The 20,127-nt window shown below is 69.9% G+C and carries 21 protein-coding genes; 6 read left to right on the forward strand and 15 right to left on the reverse strand.

Annotation, left to right across the window (positions count from 1 at the left end; all coding sequences use genetic code 11):
• Positions 1–11: 11 nt before the first annotated feature.
• Entirely contained in the window at positions 12–863 is an 852-nt protein-coding gene (locus OHA11_RS15790) for a helix-turn-helix transcriptional regulator (protein ID WP_266496704.1), read from the reverse strand.
• 299 nt (positions 864–1,162) lie between these two features.
• Between OHA11_RS15790 and OHA11_RS15795 the strand changes: the two genes are divergently transcribed.
• The 3 genes from OHA11_RS15795 to OHA11_RS15805 all read left to right on the forward strand — a co-directional run bounded on the left by OHA11_RS15795 (position 1,163) and on the right by OHA11_RS15805 (position 2,617).
• Positions 1,163–1,666: an ATP-binding protein gene (locus OHA11_RS15795; protein ID WP_266496706.1), complete on the forward strand. Its 504-nt coding sequence runs from the start codon at positions 1,163–1,165 to the stop codon at positions 1,664–1,666.
• Positions 1,667–1,889: 223 nt separating this feature from the next.
• Entirely contained in the window at positions 1,890–2,225 is a 336-nt protein-coding gene (locus OHA11_RS15800; protein WP_266496708.1) for a hypothetical protein, read from the forward strand.
• A complete protein-coding gene (locus tag OHA11_RS15805) occupies positions 2,201–2,617 on the forward strand; it encodes a PIN domain-containing protein (RefSeq protein WP_266496710.1) in 417 nt (138 codons plus the stop codon). Before OHA11_RS15800 ends, OHA11_RS15805 begins: the two co-directional genes overlap by 25 nt.
• A gap of 29 nt (positions 2,618–2,646) precedes the next feature.
• Here the strand turns inward: OHA11_RS15805 and OHA11_RS15810 are convergent, their stop codons facing one another.
• From OHA11_RS15810 to OHA11_RS15870, 13 genes are all read right to left on the reverse strand, one after another.
• Positions 2,647–3,291 (reverse strand): OmpA family protein, encoded by a 645-nt coding sequence (locus tag OHA11_RS15810; protein WP_266496712.1) that lies wholly within the window; start codon positions 3,289–3,291, stop codon positions 2,647–2,649.
• A gap of 2 nt (positions 3,292–3,293) precedes the next feature.
• On the reverse strand, positions 3,294–3,887 hold the full coding sequence (locus OHA11_RS15815; protein ID WP_266496714.1) for a hypothetical protein: 594 nt from the start codon (positions 3,885–3,887) through the stop codon (positions 3,294–3,296).
• A 15-nt stretch (positions 3,888–3,902) separates the two neighbouring features.
• Entirely contained in the window at positions 3,903–4,508 is a 606-nt protein-coding gene (locus OHA11_RS15820) for a pilus assembly protein TadG-related protein (RefSeq protein ID WP_266507199.1), read from the reverse strand.
• Positions 4,505–4,663, reverse strand: a complete 159-nt coding sequence (locus tag OHA11_RS15825; protein WP_266507201.1) for a hypothetical protein — start codon at positions 4,661–4,663, stop codon at positions 4,505–4,507. Before OHA11_RS15825 ends, OHA11_RS15820 begins: the two co-directional genes overlap by 4 nt.
• A gap of 186 nt (positions 4,664–4,849) precedes the next feature.
• Complete coding sequence (locus OHA11_RS15830) at positions 4,850–5,647, reverse strand: response regulator transcription factor (RefSeq protein WP_266496715.1); 798 nt, start codon at positions 5,645–5,647, stop codon at positions 4,850–4,852.
• Positions 5,640–7,073, reverse strand: a complete 1,434-nt coding sequence (locus OHA11_RS15835; RefSeq protein WP_266496717.1) for a sensor histidine kinase — start codon at positions 7,071–7,073, stop codon at positions 5,640–5,642. Before OHA11_RS15835 ends, OHA11_RS15830 begins: the two co-directional genes overlap by 8 nt.
• A 1-nt stretch (position 7,074) precedes the next feature.
• Complete coding sequence (locus OHA11_RS15840) at positions 7,075–7,965, reverse strand: DUF5936 domain-containing protein (protein ID WP_266496719.1); 891 nt, start codon at positions 7,963–7,965, stop codon at positions 7,075–7,077.
• Between the two features lie 16 nt (positions 7,966–7,981).
• Positions 7,982–8,923, reverse strand: coding sequence for a type II secretion system F family protein (locus OHA11_RS15845; protein WP_266496721.1), 942 nt, complete (start codon positions 8,921–8,923; stop codon positions 7,982–7,984).
• Between the two features lie 160 nt (positions 8,924–9,083).
• Positions 9,084–10,424, reverse strand: coding sequence for a CpaF family protein (locus tag OHA11_RS15850; RefSeq protein ID WP_266496723.1), 1,341 nt, complete (start codon positions 10,422–10,424; stop codon positions 9,084–9,086).
• A gap of 17 nt (positions 10,425–10,441) precedes the next feature.
• Positions 10,442–10,837 carry a TadE/TadG family type IV pilus assembly protein gene (locus OHA11_RS15855; RefSeq protein ID WP_266496725.1) on the reverse strand — a complete coding sequence of 132 codons (396 nt, stop codon included), beginning with the start codon at positions 10,835–10,837 and terminating at the stop codon, positions 10,442–10,444.
• A complete protein-coding gene (locus tag OHA11_RS15860; RefSeq protein ID WP_266496727.1) occupies positions 10,834–12,453 on the reverse strand; it encodes an AAA family ATPase in 1,620 nt (539 codons plus the stop codon). The genes OHA11_RS15855 and OHA11_RS15860 overlap by 4 nt, the downstream gene beginning before the upstream one ends.
• 281 nt (positions 12,454–12,734) lie before the next feature.
• Positions 12,735–13,448: a Flp pilus assembly protein CpaB gene (gene cpaB, locus OHA11_RS15865; RefSeq protein ID WP_266496728.1), complete on the reverse strand. Its 714-nt coding sequence runs from the start codon at positions 13,446–13,448 to the stop codon at positions 12,735–12,737.
• Positions 13,449–13,545: 97 nt separating this feature from the next.
• Complete coding sequence (locus OHA11_RS15870; protein ID WP_266496730.1) at positions 13,546–14,421, reverse strand: hypothetical protein; 876 nt, start codon at positions 14,419–14,421, stop codon at positions 13,546–13,548.
• A gap of 372 nt (positions 14,422–14,793) precedes the next feature.
• On the opposite strand from OHA11_RS15870, the gene OHA11_RS15875 reads away from it, so the two are divergent.
• The 3 genes from OHA11_RS15875 (at position 14,794) to OHA11_RS15885 (ending at position 18,605) form a co-directional block, all read left to right on the forward strand.
• Positions 14,794–16,482: a chitinase gene (locus OHA11_RS15875; RefSeq protein ID WP_266496732.1), complete on the forward strand. Its 1,689-nt coding sequence runs from the start codon at positions 14,794–14,796 to the stop codon at positions 16,480–16,482.
• A gap of 206 nt (positions 16,483–16,688) precedes the next feature.
• Positions 16,689–17,216, forward strand: a complete 528-nt coding sequence (locus OHA11_RS15880; RefSeq protein ID WP_266496734.1) for a SigE family RNA polymerase sigma factor — start codon at positions 16,689–16,691, stop codon at positions 17,214–17,216.
• A 99-nt stretch (positions 17,217–17,315) separates the two neighbouring features.
• On the forward strand, positions 17,316–18,605 hold the full coding sequence (locus tag OHA11_RS15885; RefSeq protein ID WP_266496736.1) for a hypothetical protein: 1,290 nt from the start codon (positions 17,316–17,318) through the stop codon (positions 18,603–18,605).
• 24 nt (positions 18,606–18,629) lie between these two features.
• Here OHA11_RS15885 and OHA11_RS15890 read toward each other — a convergent pair whose 3' ends face one another.
• The gene (locus OHA11_RS15890; RefSeq protein ID WP_266496738.1) at positions 18,630–20,015 is read right to left on the reverse strand and encodes an Nramp family divalent metal transporter; all 1,386 of its coding nucleotides are present in this window, start codon (positions 20,013–20,015) and stop codon (positions 18,630–18,632) included.
• Positions 20,016–20,127: the final 112 nt, after the last annotated feature.

Raw genomic sequence — 20,127 nt, forward strand, 5'->3', positions numbered from 1 at the left:
GGCTGTGTCTCCTAGAGGTCGGCTGCGAGATCCTGAATGAAATCGCGTGACGCGTCGGGGGCCAGTGCCACGGCTTCCGCCGCGTCGAGCTGGGCCCGGTACTTGTGGAGCTGCATCTCGGTGTCGATGAACTCCGGTCCGTGCGTGCTGTCGAGCTCCACGGTGTCCAGGGCGGGGACGGAAGATTCCGCGTACACGACCGACTGTCCGGCTCCGGGAAAGCCGCCCGCCTTGAAAGGGATGACCCGCACGGTGATGTGGCCTCGCTCCGACAGGCGCAGGACGTGCGCCAGCTGTCGTCGCGCCACGGCAGTACCGCCGAACTCCATGCGTAGGGCCGCCTCATGGACGATGACGTCAAGGACAGGCGGTTCGGGTCGGTCGAGCACCTGCTGCCGGTCCATGCGGTGCGCCAGGCGTACGGCGACGTCGGCGACGGGCAGGCGGGGAATCACCGCCTCGAAGACCGCGCGGGCGTGGTCCTCGGTCTGAAGCAGTCCCGGCAGGTGCACGGTCAGCGCGATGCGGAGGCACTTGGCGCGCCACTCCATCTCGGCGATGTCCTGGAAGCTCGCCGGGAGTTGACCCCGGTACGTCTCCCACCAGCCCTTGTCGCGCTCGGCGGCCATGTCGGCGAGCGCCTCGACCAGCGCCTCGTCCGCGCAGCCGTAGTTGGCCGCGAGGGTACGTACGCGTTCAGAGCTGATGCCGGACCGGCCGGACTCCATGTTCGGCACGTTCGTGCGCGGAACGCCGAGCAGCCCTGCGGCGTACTCCGTCGTCATGCCTGCGGCAGCACGCATTTTGCGCAACTCCGCACCGAGCCGTCGCTGCCGCTCGGTCGGTGTGCTCCTTGGCGGCATCCGCCCCTCCAGTTCGGCCCCGCGGCAGGGCAAGTCTGCCTCCGCGCGAGCAGGCGGGTCCACCACGATCGGAGTGAATCCCGGCCAGTAGGTAGTACACGTACTCCAGAATGCTCTACGTTAAGTAACGCACACGCTACACACGGCAGTTGGCAGTGCATCGCGCGAGCCTGCCCCGAACTCCTTCCCTGGGAGGGGCGGGCCCGCGCCAGGGAGACGAGCCACCGGCAGCCGTGATCGTCACGTCATGTCACATCACCGGACAGCACTCACCCCAACTCACCCCACGGGAGTTCCGCATGCCCATTTCCCTCTGCACCGTCCAGGGCGACCACTCCGCCCCCGCGCCCGAACCCCTCGCGTACAGCCTCACCCTGCCCGCCACGCTCAGATCGCCGGCGATCGCCCGGGCGGCGACCCGTACCGTGCTGGTCGCGCACGGGCTCGGCGCGCTGGCCGACCCCGCCGAGCAGGCAGTGGGTGAACTGGTCGCCGTTGCCTGTCGGTTCACGCCCACGTCCGAGGTCTATCTCTCCCTACGCCATCGGGACGGAGCCCTCCGCGTCATCGTCTACGACGGGCACCCGCGCCACACCCACCCCCGCCTCGCCGCCGCCTGCGACACCCGCCGCCGCGCGTCGTTGCGCCTGCTCGGCTGTGTCGTGCGGGCCTGCGAGGGCGACTGGGGATTCGGTGAGGCACGGGAGCCGGGAGGGGGGACACGGATGTGGGCGGTACTGCCGTGCGGCGGGACTCCGGCGGGGGTGGGTGACCCCCCGGAACCGATGTCGAGGTCGATGTGATCAAGGCGGGACAGGCCGCTCGTCGCCCGACCCCCGGTCGGACGACGAGCGACTCCGGGGTGGCCGCACGGGAGCCCACCACCCGGACGAAAGGCACAGCCTGCACGACAGGAGGCCCTCGACCCGCAGTTCGACACGAGTCGCAGGGCGCACTCGACCCACCTGGTGGACCAGAGGAAACGATTTGCTACTTACTTTGCTACTCCGATGGTATTCTGGCGTCATGGACTCCACGGAGCAGTACGACAAAGATGAGGGCCCCGCCCAGAAGGTCAGCGTGTCCATGCCCGCAGGTCGCGTCGCCGCGGTGAAGGCGCGGGTGGGATCGCGCGGTTTCTCGGCGTATGTCAGTGCGGCGGTGGAGAGGCAGATACAGCGCGATCTGCTGGAGGAGTTGCTCCAGGCGAAGGAGGCGGAGACCGGGCCGCACTCCCCCGAAGTCCAGGAGTGGGCCACAGAGATCTTCCGCGAGGCCGAGAGCATGGCGGAGAACGAGCACGCCGCAGAAGGCCACGAGGGGGGCGGGGAATCGGAATGGCGCGCGCACAGGGCCAGTTGAGCAACGGCGTACTGCTCCTCGACAGCGAGGGACTGAGCAAGCTCATGGCCAACGACCCTCGCGTCACAGGCCTGATGCGCACCGCCCAGGCCAAGGACACCCTTGTCGCCCTGAGCAACCTGACGTTGATCGAAGCATGGCATTCCAAAGTCCGCATCGAACGCCTCCGCTGGCACGTCTCACGTATGGAGGTGCTGTCCGTCACGGATGCCATCACATGGCGGGCCATCGATCTGCTGCGGAACGCGAACCTCCACGGGCACAAGTACGCGATCGACTCCGTCGTGGCCGCGACAGCCTTGGGCTACTCGGGGCCACGCATCATCGTCACCTCGGACGCCGACGACATGAACAAACTCTGCGGGGACAGGGTCCGCGTCGTCGGCGTGTGACAGGGACGCGGCGACGGCTCGATCGTGCGTCAGCTCTGACTGGGCCCCGCCCCCTCCCCCTTCGGGAACGTCACCTCCACGCGGCGGTTTTTGCGGCGGCCCTGTTCCGAGGTGTTGTCGGCGATCGGGTAGTCCTCGCTGTAGCCGCGTACCGCGAAGGTGACGTTCGTTCCGCCGAGGCTGGAGGCGAGTTCCTCGTGGACGACTTCGGCGCGGTTCTTGGAGAGGGTCAGGCCGTGGGCGTACGAGCCGAGGTTGTCGGTGAAGCCGAAGACGCGGACGTTCGTGGCGTTCTGGGCCTTGATCTCGTCCGCGATCGCCTTGATGCGGGAGCGTGCCTCGGGGTTGAGCTTCGAGCTGTCCTTCGGGAAGAGGACCTCCGCCTGGAGCGCGAACGTCACGTCCTCGTTCGTGTCCACCCGGCGTTCCTCGCCGCCGAGGTCCTCGACGACCGACTTGATGTCCAGCACGCGCGCGGGCGCGAGCGTGGCGCCGTCGGCGAGCTTCAACCCCGGGCTGTTCGCGTCCACTTCAGGGGGTGGGGAACTGCTGACGCTGCCCGGCGGAGCGCTCGGGTCCTCGTCGTCCGCCTGGGCCGGGGTGAGGGGCGTCAGGAAGACGAGGGTGGTGAGAACGGTGAAGGTGATCGCTGTGGTGCGGGGGGTGAGGGGCATGGTTACTCGCCCTCGGAGAGTTCGATGGAGGCAGGGGGCATCGAGCCGACCTGGAAGGAGACCTTGGTGGTGCCTTCGGGTGGGGCTGGGAACTGGGCGAACCACTCTGTGGTGTCACCCGACAGCACGCCGCCGGTGAACCGGGTGCACAGGCAGCGCCCTTCCGTGTCGCGCAGGACGAGGTACTTCTTCTTGCCCGTCTGGTCGACCAGGCTCGCGCCGGCGATCGACCCGCCGTTCTTGGCCAGTTCGCTCTCGTCGCCGCGCCAGTCCGCGGCCACCCACGGCTTGCCGCTGCCGTTCGTCACCGTTCCCGCGACGGTGACGAAGCCGCCGTCGTCCCGGGTGGCCGACGTGACGGCCAGGGTCAGACCGCCGCCCTTGACCTCGGCCAGCGTCTGCTCGGCGGAAGGGGCTTGGGATTCCTGCTTGTCGTCACCCCCGTCGTCGTTCTTCGCGGGCGACGAGGACGAAGTCTTCTTGTCCGAAGCCCCGTCGTCTCCCCCACCGCAGCCGGCCACCGTGAGGACCAGCCCAGTCGTGATCGCCACCGCGGTCAGTACCGTGCGGCCCTTCGTGGTGCGCCGAATGTTCATTGGTACGGCTTCCTTTCACTCGGCCAGTTGCACAGAGAACAGCACGGACGCGTCGGGAAGGTCGTCCAAATCGAAATCTTCGGGGTCGATGTTCACCAACTCGCCGTCGCAGTCGAGTTCGACGGCGTCCTGGGGGTCGTCGGGTACGGCGAATTCGCAGCGGGGCTTGATGACAGCCTTGGCATCGGCCGTCGCCTGTATGTTCTCCGTGCCCGGGATGAGCGAGTCGCCGACCGTGTAGTTCGTCTGGATCGCCACCTCGTAGCCGAGGTACCCGTTCACGGTCGCGCCCCCGAACGCCGTGACGGCCGCGTCGTTCTCGGCGGCCAACGCGTCGGCCGCGGCGGCGGCCCCGGCGCCTTCGAGCGCTTCGGGGTCGAGCCAGTCCAGCCAGTCGGCGTCCCCGCCGACGGCGCCTCCCAGGCCCTCCACCAACTCGTCCCGCGCGCTCTGGGCGGCAGCCAACGCAGCGGCGTCCGCCGCGGATTGAGCTCCGTTACGGGCGGACGCCGCCTGAGCGAATGCGAAGAAGGCGAACGCGGCGAAGAGCAGAATCCCCGTCAGCCAGATGTAGATGGGGAGAGTCGCCCCTCGGTCGCCGCGCAGACGTGCTGCAATCAGCCTCCGACGACGCTGGTGACCGCTGCGAGGATCGCGCCCGAGATCAGGCCGTCGAGCCCGAGCCCGTCGATCAGCGTGAAGATCCCCGCGATCAGGATCATCAGCCCCGCGTACTCCACGAAGCCCGCCCCGGCGTCCCGGTCTCGTCCTCGCATCCGGGAGGCCACGGTGTGAACCCACCCGCGTACCGCGTACCGCGTCCTCGTGGATGTCTCCGGTCCCTGGCTCTTGGTCACAGTGATCCCTTCCCTCCCACCTGAAACCACTACCGTCCCGCGCACCGTACGTGAGAACACGCCTACTCCGGGTGGGCCCAGGGGCCCAACTTCCCGAGATCGGAGTCACCGGTTCCACCCCCCGCGGGCCGTGCCCAGCCAGTGGGCTATCGCTTCGCTGCGCGTGGAACTGTGCAGCTTTGCGAAGATGCGATTGATGTGGTTCTTGACCGTCTTCTCACTGATGAAACACGTGGCGGCGATCTGCCGGTTGTTCATGCCGGCCGCTATCAGATCCATGACCTCCACCTCCCGTGAACTCAGTCCGAAATCCAGTCGGTTGTGGCCGCGGCGCTGAAGTCCCGCCGCGGAGGCGGGTCGAGCCTTCGACGACTGTGCCACAACCGGTTGCAGATGCGAAGAGATTTCGTTCGGTTCGTACGAAACACCGAGTGAATCCGACCCAGTTGCCGCGGTGGCGGAAGAGGCGGCGGAAGAGGCGGAAGAGACAGCCTCGGCGGAAGGCGAGAAGGTGGCCCTTCCGTCACGCACGTCACGGACCGCGGTGATCAGTTCGGCCGCCGTGAACTCGCCGTGCACGAGATAACCGGCCGCTCCCAGGCGCAACGCCTCCGCCACCACCTCGGGTTCACGGCTGTACGTCAGCATCATCACGGGAGCCAGCCGGCCCAGTAACGGCAGTGCGGTGAGGCCGTCCGAGCCCGGCATGCGTACGTCCAGGAGGATCACGTCGGGGCGGTCGCGGGTCGCGGCCGCGACCGCCTCCGCACCGTTCGACGCCCTGGCGGTGACCCGGATGCCGGGGTGGGCGTCGAGCAGGGCCGCCAGGCCCGCCCGTACGACGGGATTGTCGTCGGCAACGAGCACTCGTAGGGGCGGGCCGGGAAGTGCCTGGTCAGGCATGTGCGGCCTCCTCTTGAGGAGTGTGTGAGGGGGATACCGGCAGGGGGGCGCCCAGCGGAAGGTCGACCTTGACCTCCGTGCCGCCCTGCTCGGCCTGGCGCAGCTGAATGCCCGCGCCCATCGACGTCGCGCGTTCCATCATGCCCAGCAGACCGAAGTGGCCGGTTTTCGCCAGGTGTTGTACGTCATCGAGGGAATCGAGGGATACGGCCGGGCCGGTTCCGTCGTCCCTCACCGTCAGGTGGAGGGAGGAGGGGGAGGCGTCGAGGGTCACGTCCACGCGGGTCGCGTTCGTCGCGTGGCGGTGTGTGTTCTCCAGTGCCTCCGAGACGATCGCCAGGAGGTGGTGGGACGTTTCGGGTGGGAGTACGAGGGTGGAGGGCGCCTGGTGGTCGACCCGCGCCGCGATGCCCGTACGGGAGGCGAAGTCCTCGGCCCTCGCCGACAGTTCCGTCCTCAGGTCCGTGGGCGGAAGCGACAGCGTCGTGTGGTGGCGCAGGTCCGTCAGGAGGTCGCGGGACTCCGCCGCCGCCCGGCGTGCCGCGCCCGCCACCGCCGCGGCCTGGGACTTGAGGGCGCGGGGGTCCGTGTCGTGGTCGGCGGCGACCGCGAGGGCCTCGGCGGCCAGGGCCAGGCCGTGCAGGGTCTTCGCCACCGAGTCGTGCATATCCCGGGCCAGGCGCGCCCGTTCGGACTCGACGGCCTCCGCCACGGCCAGGCGGGAGTTGGCCTCCGCGAGGGCCTGACTGGCCGTGCCGAAGTGGAACATCAGGTTGCGCAGGGTGACGCCTATGATGCCCGCGGCGATACAGAAGCCCGCGATCAGGAGAGTGCTGGCGCCGGCGCCCGGATGGTGTTCCCAGGTCCTGAACACCATGAGCAGTACGACGAGTTGGAGGCCCGTGAAGACTCCGGAGCCGCGCCAGCCGTACAGCAGGCCCGCCAGGAGCGGGGTGCAGACGGCCGCGTACGCGAGGGGGGAGGCGGGGGGCGCGGTCAGCAGGAGTATCGCGCCGAAGACCAGGTCCACCGCCATGAGGGTGGGGTGTGCGAGGAGGCGGGGGGCGAGGCGGTCCCAGTCCCTGAGCATGGCGTACGAGCCCATGACGCCGAGGACCGCCGCGGCGAGGACGCCGTAGCGGGGCGGGCCGTCCGTCGCGTTGGCCGTCGCGAAGGGGGCGCCGATCGCGATCAGGGTGAGGCGGACCGCGAACGCCTGGCGGCACAGGGCCTGTAGGGCGTTGAGCTGGAGGCGGACGCTGCCGGGCGCTGCCGCGTCGTCTGCGAAGTAGCCTGTGGCCCACTTGGCGGAGCCGGCCGGGGGAAGGGTTGTTCGTTGGCTGCGGGCCGGTGGGGGCTGGTCGCGCAGTTCCCCGCGCCCCTTGAGGGGGCGCCATGCCCACCGGTGTTTCCAGGTCCCCGTCACCTCAACGCCCCAATACCGAGCCGAAGTTGGTGCCGGAGCCCAGGAACATTCCTGTGGCGATGAGGATCATCGTGGCCGGAAGCATGAAGACCAGGGTGACCATGGTGGCCTTGGGGATCGTCTTGGCCGCGCGGCGGCGGGAGTTCTGGGCGTCGGTGCGGCGCATGTCCGTGGCGAGCTGGATCAGGGTGTCCGCGATCGGGGAGCCCAGTTCCTCGCCCTGCTGGAGCGCCGAGACGAACTGGGCGACCTGTTCGGAGGAGTTGCGCCTGCGCAGTTCGTCGAAGGCCTGGCGGCGGCTGACGCCCATGTCCATCTGGCGCAGGGTGATGCGCAGTTCGTCCGCCCACGGGCCCTCGTACCGTTCCGCGACCCGGTCCAGGGCCTGGCGGAAGCCGAGGCCCGCCGAGACCACGACCGCCAGGACGTCCAGGAAGTCCGGGAGGGTGCGGTCGATGACGTCCTTGCGTTCGCGGATGGCCTGCCAGATGAGGGCGTCGGCGGCGAGGATGCCGAAGGCGAGGGCCATCAGGGCGAAGAGCGGCTGGCCGTTGGTGAGGAAGATCAGGCAGAGCAGGACGCCGAAGACCCCGTACACCGCCCGGCGGGCCGCGTAGCGGTTCAGGGTCAGGCCGCCGGGGTTGCCCGCCATGTCGATGCGGCGGCGTTTGGCGTCCGTACGGCGGGGGCCCATCAGACGCAGGACGAGCGGGGCGAACCGCATGCCCAGGCGGTCGACGGCCGAGTCGGCCTTCGAGACGCGGGTGGCGCCGACCTCCAGGGCGAGCGCCATGTCGCCGGGGAGCTTGGCGTCCGCGCGGTACATGCGGATGCCGAGGAGCATGCCTCCGACGGCGAGGCCCGTCAGCGCGGCGAGGAGCAAGGCCAGCAACGTAATCCCCTCCCCCTCATACTTCGATCTTGCCGAGGCGGCGGATGGCGAAGAAGCCGATGGTGTAGAGGCCCATGGAGACGAGCACCAGGGTCTGGCCGAGCGCGGAGCCGGTCACCTTGGCGAGGGCGCCCTCGTTCGAGGAGTTGATCAGGACCAGGGAGCCGACGCCGAGGAGCGGGACCGTGAAGGCGGTCGCGTTGACCTCGGAGAGCATGGTGCGGACCTCGCGGCGGGTCTCCTTGCGGTCCTCCAGGGTCTGGGTGAGGTTCCGCAGGGAGTTGACCACCGAGCCGCCCGCCTTGTTGGACAGGACGAGGGTGGTGACGAGGACGACGAGTTCACGGGACGGGAGGCGTTCGGCCAGTTCGCCGAGGGCGTCGTCGACCGAGCGGCCGAGGGTCAACTGGTCGGCCACCCGGGCCAGTTCCTCGCCCGCCGGGGCCTCCAGCTCCTCCGCCGCCATCGCCAGGGCCGTACGCAGGGCGAGGCCGGCGGCCGCCGCGTTGGCCAGCAGGCGGGCCACGTCCGGGAGTTGGTTGATGAAGGCCTCGATGCGTTTCTGGCGTTGCCAGTTGAGGAAGATCGCCGCGCTCCAGATGCCGGCCAGACCGGCGATGGGGCCGAAGAACGGGGCCAGGGCGGCGGCCGCGATCAGCCAGAGTGCGACGACCCCGGCGGCGACGTATGTGCAGAACTCGCCCGCCGTCACGTCGAGTCCCGTCGCCGACAGGCGCAGGTGGATCGTGCGGCCGAGGCGGGTGCGGCGCAGCCGGCGGTCGACGGCGGCGAAGCGGCGGGCGCGGCCGGCCGCGGTGCGCAGCGGGCCGCCGCCGGAGAGGCGGTCGACGAGGGCCTGCCGCTGGGCGCGGCCCGACGCGTACGTGTGCACGCCCGCGACGGCGAGGGTGCCGCACAGGACGGTGCCGCCGAGGGCGAGCAGGGCCGGGTTGTTCACGGCTCGCTCCTCTCAGGTTCGGTGGGGGTCGTGTCAGGTTCGGTGGTGGGGGGCGTCGCGGGTGCGCGAGTGAGGGGGGTCGCGCGTGCGCGGGCAGGCGGCGTCGCGGGTGCGCTGGTAGGCGACGTCTCAAGCCCGGTCGTGGGAGGCGTACGGCGGTTCATCCGATGGCCTGCCTCGTGTTCAGTACGTCGATGGCTTCCGCGACCCCGAAGGCGGGCGGCAGGGGCTCGTTGGCGACGTACAGCTTCTCGGCGACCGCGCGGGGCAGCGGGAGATGCTCGAAGTGGCCGTGGACGACGCGGTCGGGGCCGGTGGGGCGGGGCACGAAGCGGGTGACCGGGACGACGCGGAACTGCTCGCGGCCGTGCGAGACGAGCAGGGCGATCTCGGTGACCTTGCGGGAGCCGTCGGCGTGGCGGGTGAGCTGGACGACGACATCGACCGCGGAGTTGATCTGGTCCTTGAGCGCCTCGAAGGGGATCTGGACCTCGGACATCGAGCCGAGGGTCTGGAGGCGCATCAGCGCGTCCTCGGCGGAGTTCGAGTGGACCGTGGCGAGGGAGCCGTCGTGGCCGGTCGACATGGCCTGGAGCATGTCGAGCGTCTCGCCGCCGCGGACCTCGCCGACGATGATGCGATCGGGGCGCATACGCAGGGAGTTGCGGACCAGGTCGCGGATGGTGATCTGGCCCTTGCCCTCCACGTTCGCCGGGCGGGATTCGAGGCGGATCACATGCTCCTGCTGGAGCTGGAGTTCGGCGGAGTCCTCGATGGTGATGATGCGCTCGTGGGACGGGATGAGTCCGGAGAGCGCGTTGAGGAGCGTCGTCTTTCCGGTGCCCGTACCGCCGCTGACGATGACGTTGAAGCGGGCGCGGACGAACGCGGCGAGCAGCATCAGCATCTGCTCGTCGAGCGAGCCGAGGCCGATCAGCTCAGGGAGGGTGTAGGCACGCGGGAAGCGGCGGATCGTGAGGGTCGGGCCGGTGAGCGCGAGCGGCGGGATGATGACGTTGACGCGCTCGCCGGTGGGCAGGCGGGCGTCGACCATCGGGTTCGACTCGTCCACGCGGCGGTTGACGGTGGAGACGATGCGCTCGATGGTCTGCATCAGCTGCTCGTTGGAGGCGAAGCGCAGCGGGAGCTGTTCCACGCGTCCCGCCCGCTCCACGAAGATGGAGTCCGGGCCGTTGACCATGATCTCGGTGATCGACGCGTCGGCGAGGAGCGGTTCGAGGACGCCGAGGCCGAGCGCCTCGTCGACGACCCGGCGGATCAGCTGGGAGCGCTCGGAGGACGACAGGACCGGGCCCTCGCGGCTGATGATGTGCCCGAGCACGCGCTCCAGGCGCATCCGTCGCTCGGCCGCGGCGAGGCTCGACATCTCGGCGAGGTCGATCTCTTCGAGCAGCTTGGCGCGGTAGACGGCGACGAGGTGTCCGTCCTCGCGGTCGGTTCCGCCCTCTTCGGGGGCGGCGATACGGGCTCGCAGGCTCATGGGTCGGCTCCTCTCGCTCAGTCGTCCGTCGGCATGGTGGCGTTGCGTTCTACGGTCACGGTCGGCAGGAGGGGGATCACGGCGGGGACGGTGACGGTGACCGTCGCGGTGGTGAGGTCCGGGCCCTCGGCAGCCGCCACCGCCGGGTCGAGCCAGCCGCTCACCGCGGCCTGGCCCGCCGCGGTTCCGTCCTCGCCCTGCGAGGCCGCCCGCGCCGCGGCCCGTGCCGCTGTACCGGCCTGGCTGAGGCCGTAGCCGATGAGGCCGAGCTGGATGGCCGCCATGCCGACGAGCAGGAGGATGGGCAGGAATCCGGCGAACTCCAGCATGGATACGCCCCGGTCGTCGCCCCGGAGACGTTTCGCGAGGCGCCTCAGGAGGCGGGTCGGGAGGCGTGTCGGGAAGCGCTTCATTCGTCGTCCCCTTCCAGCGCGGCTCCCGCCTCGCCCTTGACCGTCCAGCCCGCGTCGAAGCCCGGGAAGAAGAGGGGTACCTCTGCCTCGACGGTGGCCTTCATGACCGGCCCGTCCGTGCCGCAGCCGATCTCGGCGTCGTCCCAGGCGCCCGGGAGGTGTTCGCTTCCCGCGTCCTGACACGCTCCGGCGTACGCGCCCGGCGTCATCGCGTTCGCCGCCGTGGCGGCCCTGGCCGCCTCGTCCGCCGCGTTCCCCGCGAGGGAGTACGTATAGCCGTACAGCGCGCACTGCCACAGGATGGTCATCACGACCAGGAGGATGGGGAACATTCCGGCGAATTCGAGGGTGATCGCTCCTCGGTCGCCGCCCTTGCGGCGGAGGGCGAGGGCGCCGCGGTCCGAGGACGTCTTGCGGCGTTTGCCGCCACCGCCGCCCTCCTGCGGGACCACCAGGTCCAGTTCGCCCGCCAGGGTCCACAGGGCCTGCTTGACCGTGGAGCGGGCGTCCAGGTCCTGCATCCGCCCCGCGTCCACCACCGACTGGAGCTCCTTGAAGGCGGCGGGCACCGTGGAGCGGGCGACCTTGGTGCCGGTGACGCGTTCGACGAGGGACGGCTGTATCTCCGTACCGCGCGAGAAGCGGTTGACGACGGTCAGGGTCTCCTCGGCCTTGCGGATCTGGAGGCGGTCCCACATGCGGACCATGCGTTTGGCGGCGCGGACGGCGACCACGTCGGGGGTCACCAACAGCAGGGCCTGGTCGGCCAGTTCGACGGCCGCCGCGTTCGCCGCGTTCAGCTGGGCACCGCAGTCGACGACCACGACCTCGTAGCGGGAGCGCAGGGCCGCGAGGACCTGGCGGGCCACCCGGTCGGTGATCTCCTCGCCGCGTTCGCCCTCGGCGGGGGCGAGGAGGAGGCCGAGTCCGGTGTCGTGGGTGTAGACGGCGTCCTGGAGGACGCGCGGGTTGATGTCGCTGATCCCGGCGAGGTCGGCGATGGAGCGGCGGAACTGCACGTCCAGGTACGAGGCCACGTCGCCCGACTGGAGGTCCAGGTCGAGCAGGGCGACGGAGTGGCCCGACGCCTGGGCGGCCAGGGCGAGTTGGACCGCGGCCACGGTGGCGCCGACGCCGCCCTTCGCGCCGGTGACCGTGACGATCCGGCCGCCCGGTCCGGTGTAGAGCTCGGGTGTGCCGCTGCCGAGATGGCGCCGCATGCCCATGGACCAGGCGGCGGCGGCCTGGACGCGTTCGGCCAGGGCGTCGTAGCCGAGGGGCAGGCCGATGATGCCGCGCGCGCCGGAGTCCATGGCGGCGGTGAGTACGCCGGTGCTGGTGTCGGCGGTGATGAGGACGACGCCGACGGCCGGGAAGCGCATCACCACGTCGCGGATGGCGTCGAGCGCGGAGACCGGGCCGATCCGCTCGTGGACGAGGACGACCTCGGGCAGTTCGTCCAGCGACTCGGCGGCGAGGCGGGCCAGCGTGTCCAGCAGGGCCGTGGTGTCCGGGACGGGCGGCGCGGGTTCGGCGTCGGCGAGCTGGCTCAGCAGCGTGGTGAGCGCGCGGGCCGAGTCGATGTCGCCGACGGCGGGAAGGATCCGGATGGTCATCGGCCGACCCCTCGGCCCGGCTCGCCGGTCTTTCGGTCCGGCACGCAGATTCCTCGGTCGGGCCTGCCTGTTCCTCGGCCCGGCTCGCCGGTTCCGCGGACTGGCCTGCCGGACTCTCGACCTGGACTGCCGATCCCGCGGCCCGGACGGCCGGACTCTCGTCCCGGGTCGCCGAGTCCTCGGCCCGGCACACCTGTCCCTCGGCCCGGCCCGCCGGTTCCGCGGACTGGCCTGCCGGTCCCTCGATCCGGCCACGTGGTGGCTGAGCGCATCACGGCCTCCTACTTGTCCTCGTCGAGGGTGTACGTGCGGTCGCCGGGGGCGACGGTGGCGTCGGTGCCGCCCGCGAGCAGGGCGAGGCGGACGTGTTCGGCGAACGACTCGGCGTACGCGACGCGTTGGGCGTCGGCGGTGTCGAGGGCGAAGGTGATCGGGACCGCCTCGTTCGCGGTGCGGCGGCGGTCGTTGCTGGACTGGCCGGGGTCGAGCGCGGTCAGTTTGCCGACGTCGATGACGCGGGCGTTCGCGACGATGACCTTCGACTGGTCCTTGCCGTTGTCGGTCTCGTCCTTGAACGTGGCGAAGATGTTGACCCGGGCGCCCGGGTTGATCTTGCCCGCCACACCGGTCGCCGCGTCGATCATGATCGCGATCTCCTGCTGGCCGGGCTCCAGCGCGGGCCGGTCCACGATCATGTCCTTCTGGAGCAGCGAGCCCTTCTCCAGCTGGGTGACCGCGATCTTGCCGCGGATCTCGGAGAGGTCGGTGACGGCGGTGGACGACAGCCACCGCTCGGGCATCGAGACCTTCTCGAACTGGCCGGCCGACAGCTCCTTGTAGGGCGCGATGTCGTCCTTCAGGCGGTACGCCGCGACCTCGGGGCCGACCTTCGAGTTCACGTCGCGGATCACCGAGAGCACTCCGGCGAAGGCGCCCAGGGCGCACAGGACCGAGAGGACCAGCAGGATGACGCCGCGGCGCTGGCGTGAGTTCATGACGCGGACAACCTCGATCGGGGGGCGGGGACAACGGGGTGAGCAGTCGTACGTGCTATTCAGGTGTACGTACCGGACTTACGGGGACTTACGTGGTTTACGAAGCCCCTCGGGGCAGCGCACGTACCGAAGAAGCTGCCCGCACCGCGGCCCTCGGAAGCTCCTGAGGCGGTGCCAAAGGTGCCGCACAGAATCCGCAGCGGTCACCGATGAGCTCCAGGCCGCACCAGTGACACTCCTCGCGGCGCACGGACGAGACCAGTTGGTACAGCACGGACACGTCGTAGAGCCCGGTGGCGAACTCGGCGACCTTGCCCGTGCCCCACCACCGCGCGGACTCGGCGGGCAGCGGTACGGTCGTGACGCCCTGGACGTGCCAGGCGGGCGCGAGCGTCCCGGTGAGCCAGTCGGCGGACAGCTGCCCGGGCGCGACGAGCATCCGCGTCCCGAACTCGGGCCCGGCGAGCTCCTCTTGGCCGACGCGCACCAGTTGGGGCCGCGGATTGGCCAGTACGGCGAACTGGGCGCCCGGCACCCATGACTTGGCGTGCGACTTCAGGGACACCGGGATGCGGTCCAGCTTGGCGACCGAGCCGAGCAGGGCGCCCGCGTAGATGTAGTGCGCGAGCAGCCGCGCGGAGGAGGCGAGCACTCCGGGGCTGAAGTCGCAGACGGAGAGCTGGCGCAACTGCTGGGCGAGCAGGGCGAGTCCGAGTGGCGGCAGATCAAGGCCGAGCAGCGCGATGCGGTCGCTCTCCAGGACCGAGCGCACGGTGTGCAGCCGTCGGGTGACGTCGCCCGGCGTCGAGGACGGGTACAGCGCGATCACGTACCCGTGCTGCTCGATGAGCGCGTGCATTCCGGTAAGGGAGCTTTCGAGGCTTTCGAGGGGCTGTACGGCGGCGGGCGGGGTCTGCCGGTCGTGCGGTGGGAGCACCAGATCGGAACTGGTGACGGCTATCGCGGTCGGCACGCTGCACACCACCCCGTTCACTGCGCGGGGTGGTCAACCACCGTCACAGATCGCCCCTGATATCGCCATGAAACCTGCACGGAAGAACGCGAACTTGTCACTGTGGCGTCCTTCTGCAACTGCACCTTATCCACGGCATGGGCCGCTCAACACCTGATCCGCGAGATCACCTCACACAAGGTGCGTACATGATCCACGCAGAGTGAGGCGCAAATGCCGCAACTCGACGGTACGGCAAGGACATTGAACTTCGTTCAGGTATTGACAACCGGATTGGTCTGGACCACCTTGGACGTCCAGCGGTGGCCACCGTAGTCGTCCCCACTCCAGACCCCCCACTCACCGGAGGCCCCAGTGGACCGCGTACCAGGCATGCCCCGACGCAGACGGACCTGGGTGGCAGCGCTCGCCACCGCACTCGCCGCGTCCGTCCTCTCCCTGACCGGAGCCGGCCCGGCTTCGGCCGCCGACGTCAACAACACCAAGAACGCCGGCTTCGAGTCGGGCCTCGCCAACTGGACCTGTTCGGCGGGCAGCGGCGCCACCGTCTCCTCGCCGGTGCACGGCGGTACGGCCGCGCTGAAGGCCACGCCCTCCGGGCAGGACAACGCCAGGTGCAGCCAGACCGTGGCGGTGAAGCCCAACTCCACGTACGCGCTGAGCGCGTGGGTGCAGGGCGGGTACGCGTACCTCGGCGCGAGCGGCACGGGGACGACGGACGTGTCGACCTGGACCCCGGACTCCTCCTCCTGGAAGCAGCTGACGACGTCCTTCACGACGGGCGCCTCCACGACGTCCGTGACCGTCTACACGCACGGCTGGTACGGGCAGACGGCGTACCTCGCCGACGACCTCTCCGTGTTCGGGCCCGACGGGGGCGGCGGCAGCGACCCCGGCCCGGTCATCCCCGCGGCCCCGGCCGGTCTGAGCGTGCCGTCCACGACGTCCTCCGCCGTCTCCCTCGCCTGGAACGCGGTGTCGGGCGCGACCGGTTACAACGTCTACCGCGCCGGCACGAAGGTCCTCGCGGTGACCGGCACCTCGGCGACGGTCACCGGTCTCGCCGCCTCCACCTCGTACTCCTTCCAGGTCACCGCGACGAACGCGGCGGGTGAGTCGGCGAAGTCGACGGCGGTCACCGGGACGACCCAGGCGACCTCGGGCGGCGGGACCGCGCTGCCCAAGCACGCGGTGACCGGCTACTGGCAGAATTTCAACAACGGGGCGACCGTCCAGAAGATCTCCGACGTCCAGTCCCAGTACGACATCATCGCGGTGGCCTTCGCCGACGCCACGACCACTCCCGGCGCGGTGACCTTCAACCTCGACTCGGCCGGCCTCGGCGGCTACACCGTCGACCAGTTCAAGGCGGACGTCAAAGCCAAGCAGGCCGCGGGCAAGAAGGTGATCATCTCGATCGGCGGCGAGCGCGGCACGATCTCGGTGAACGACTCCGCCTCGGCGACGAACTTCGCCAACTCCGTCTACTCCCTGATGCAGACGTACGGCTTCGACGGCGTCGACATCGACCTGGAGAACGGCATCAACGCCACGTACATGACGCAGGCGCTGCGGTCCCTGTCCTCGAAGGCGGGCTCCTCGCTGATCATCACGATGGCACCGCAGACGATCGACATGCAGTCGACGTCGAACGGCTACTTCCAGACGGCCCTGAACATCAAGGACATCCTCACGGTCGTCAACATGCAGTACTACAACAGCGGTTCGATGCTCGGCTGCGACGGCAAGGTGTACTCGCAGGGCTCGGTGGACTTCCTCACCGCCCTCGCCTGCATCCAGCTGGAGGGCGGCCTCGCCCCCTCCCAGGTGGGCCTCGGCCTGCCGGCCTCCACCCGGGGCGCGGGCAGCGGCTACGTCTCCCCGACCATCGTGAACAACGCCCTGGACTGCCTCACCAAGGGCACGAACTGCGGCTCCTTCAAACCGTCCAGGACCTACCCGGACCTGCGCGGCGCGATGACCTGGTCGACGAACTGGGACGCGACGGCGGGCAACGCCTGGTCGAACGCGGTGGGACCGCACGTGCACGGGCTGCCGTAGCGGGGCCCTGCGTGTGAGTGGTTCGGTGTCTCGGCGCCGCATCGGTGTGTACGCACCGGTGCGGCGCCGCGTCGCGTTCGGGTGAGGTCCCGGCAGGGCGGGTCACCGCAGGGCCGGCCACCGCGTCTGAAACATTTCCGGGGGCCCACCGCATCAATGAAGTGAGGGCGGCGCGGGCAGGCACGGGGCAAGCACAGGGGGAATGCATGGGACAGGTCGGAGTGGAGGAATACGCGGGGGATTACCAGGAGTTCGCCGCGGCGCGCGTGGGGCACCTCTACCGTTCCGCCTGCCTGCTCACCGGGGGCGACACCCATCTCGCCGAGGACCTGGTGCAGGAGACACTCGGCCGGCTGTACGTCCACTGGGGCCGGGTCTCCCGGGTCGGCAATCCCGCCGGGTACGCCCAGACCGTCCTCACCCGCACCTTCCTCACCCACCAGCGGCGGCGCAGCAGCAAGGAGCGGGCCACCGACGTGTTCCCCGACGTCCTGGACACCCGGGCCGCCGACGCCGACACGCCTCTGCGGCTGACCCTGATCGAGGCGCTGGGCCGGCTGTCCCCCAAGGACCGGGCCGTGGTCGTCCTGCGGTACTGGGAGGACCGCAGCATCGAGGAGACCGCCGACGCCATGAACGCCAGCTCGGCCGCGGTACGCACCCGTTGTGTGCGCGCCCTCGCCAGACTGCGCGCCCTGCTCGGCGAGAACCTGGGCGAGTACGCGGCGCCCTGAGCGGTTCGTCCCGCCTCTCTCACCCTCACCGCTCCGAATCTCACCCTCACCCGTCCGATCTCACTCTCACCCCTCCGAAACGCGAAACGGTGATGTGCCATGCCTGTTGACCACGACGAGCTCCCCTTCGACGACCGGCTGGGCGCGGCCCTGCGGCAGGCCGGCGACTCCTTCGAGACCGACGGGAACGCCCTGGTCGCCGCCGGCCGGGTCCGCGGACGCAGGCTGCGGATGCGGCGGCGTGCCACGGTCGCGGGCGGCGTGGCCGGGATCGCGCTCGTGGGCGTGGGCGGGGCGCTGCTCGTGCCCTGGAGCGGCGACGACGGCGGGCAGCGGTCCGTGGCCGCGAGCCGGACCCCCCTCCCGGACGGCACCGCCGTCACTCCCGACCGCGGCGCCGTGTCCGGCCCCGAACTGCTCCGGACCCTCGAAGGGCTGCTCCCCGAGGGGACGTTCAGCGCGAAGGAGGCACGCTCCACCGACCACGCCCTCGGCCCGTACGCCGGTCTCGTGTTCGACGACGGCAACGGGAAGGCAGCGGTCCAGGTCGGACTCGGCCGGATCGAACCGGGGAGCCGACAGGCCGAAGAGGCGACCACCTGCCCGGACAAGGCCCTCGTGGGGTACGACGCCTGCAACAGGAGCGAGCTTCCCGACGGCTCCGTCCTCATGATCTTTCAGGGCTACGAGTACCCGGACCGCCGCGTGGACACGAAGCACTGGTACGCGCAGCTCGTCACCCCGCAGGGCCAGCAGATCAGCGTGATGGAGTGGAACGCGGCCGCGCAGAAGGGCGCCCCCGTCACCAGGCCCGATCCCCCGCTCTCACCCGCGCAGTTGAAGTCCGTCGTGACGGCGCGGGAGTGGCGCGCCGCCGTGGACACCATCCCGGAGCCAGAGTCGGCCAAGGGGGCCAAGGGAACGGCCCCGGAGACGGCCCCGGCGGCGGGCGGATCCGCGGAGGCCGACGGCCGGTCGGTCCGGTCCACGCTCGTCTCGCTCCTCCCCGAGGGTGTCGAGGTGACCTCGAAGGGCGGCCAGGAGACCGAGTACGCCTATGTGGTCGTCGACGACGGCAAGGGCAGGAGCTTCGTCCAGATCAACGTCCAGGCCGACATGTCCGACGTCGAGGGCGAACTCTTCGGGCCCGACGCCGAGAGGCTGCCCGACGGAACGAAGGTCGCCACCCATCAGGGTCCCGGTGACAAGGGTGACACCGGAGTCGTCATGTGGACCGTCGACACCATCAGGACCGACGGGATGCGTGTGGTGGTCAGCGCTTTCAACGCGGGTGCCCAGAACGCCGCCGCGACCCGCGACACCCCGGCGCTGACCATGGAGCAGCTCAGGAGCATCGCGACCAGTGCGAAGTGGCGGGAGATCCTCTGAGCCGTCCGTCCAAAAGAACTCCGACTAGAAGAACTCCGCCCACGGCTGGTCCCAGATCTGCTTCACGCACAGGACGACGAAGAGCAGGCCCGCGATCGTCAGCATGGCGTTGCTCAGGATTCCGTTGCGCCATTCCGCGGGCGTGCGGGAGGAGTTGAGGAGCCAGACCAGGGTGAGGGCGAGGAAGGGGAGGAAGGCCGCGCCCAGGACTCCGTACAGGATGATCAGGCGGAAGGGCTGGCCCTGGAAGAGCAGGATCATGGGCGGGAAGGTCAGCCAGAGCAGGTACGCGCGGAAGGGCCAGGACTTCTCGTGGGTGCCGGACGCCACCTCCTCGCCCGAGGCCGTGGCCGGGGCCGGGGCCGTGGCCGTGGCCGCCCGGTCCTTGCGGTAGCGCTCCACGAAGTCCGCGAACATCAGGCTCACGCCGTGCCAGACGCCGATCAGGGACGTGAAGGACGTGGCGAAGAAGCCGATGAGGAAGAACTTGGCGGTCGCCGTGCCGTACTCGTCCTCCAGGATGTCGCCGAGCTGGATGAGGCCCTTGTCGCCGCTCGCGATCGCGACGTTGGAGGAGTGGAGGAGCTCCGCGCCGACGAAGAGCATCGAGATGACGAAGATGCCGGTGGTGGCGTAGGCGACGCGGTTGTCGAAGCGCATCACCTTCATCCAGCCGGTGTTCGTCCAGCCCTTCGCGTTGACCCAGTAGCCGTACGCGGCGAGCGTGATCGTGCCGCCCACACCGCCGATCAGGCCGAGCGTGTTGAGGATCGAGTCCTTCTCGTCGGGCAGGACCGGAAGCAGGCCCGCGAACGCGTCGGCGAGGTTCGGGGTGACGCGGATCGCGAGGTAGACCGTGACGACGAACATCACGCCCACCAAGACGGTCATGACCTTCTCGAAGACCGCGTACTTGTTGAACCACACGAAGACCAGGCCGACCAGACCGGTCAGGATGGCCCACCACTTGAGGTCCATGATGTCCGGGAAGAGGGCCTGGAGGGGCAGGCCCGACGAGGACATGGCCGCCGCGCCGTAGACGAAGCCCCAGATCACGACGTACGCGACGAAGAACCACGACGTCCAGCGGCCCAGGCTCGCCCAGCCGTCGAAGAGCGTGCGGCCGGTGGACAGGTGCCAGCGGCCCGCCGCCTCGGCGAGGGAGATCTTGACCAGACAGCCGATGACGGCGGCCCACAGGAGTGTGTAGCCGAAGTTCGAGCCCGCGATGAGGGTGGCGACGAGGTCTCCGGCGCCGACGCCCGTCGCGGCGACGACGATGCCGGGGCCGATGTATTTCCAACTGGATTTGCGGGGGCCGGTATGGGTCTCCCCCGTCGCTCCCGTGCTTCCGGTGGCCGGGCTTCCAGTGGTGTCCGCGTTCCCAGAGGTGTCAGCCATGCGGATCAAGAAAGCGTAAAGAGGATGAGGGCACAAGGGGGCGTGCGGTGATCAGCACTCGATGTGCACAGCGGAGAGAGGCGAGGAGAGGCGAGGAGAGGCAGCGAGAAGGGACGAGAAG

Origin of the sequence: Streptomyces sp. NBC_00878 (assembly GCF_026341515.1) — a bacterium.
GTDB lineage: Bacteria > Actinomycetota > Actinomycetes > Streptomycetales > Streptomycetaceae > Streptomyces.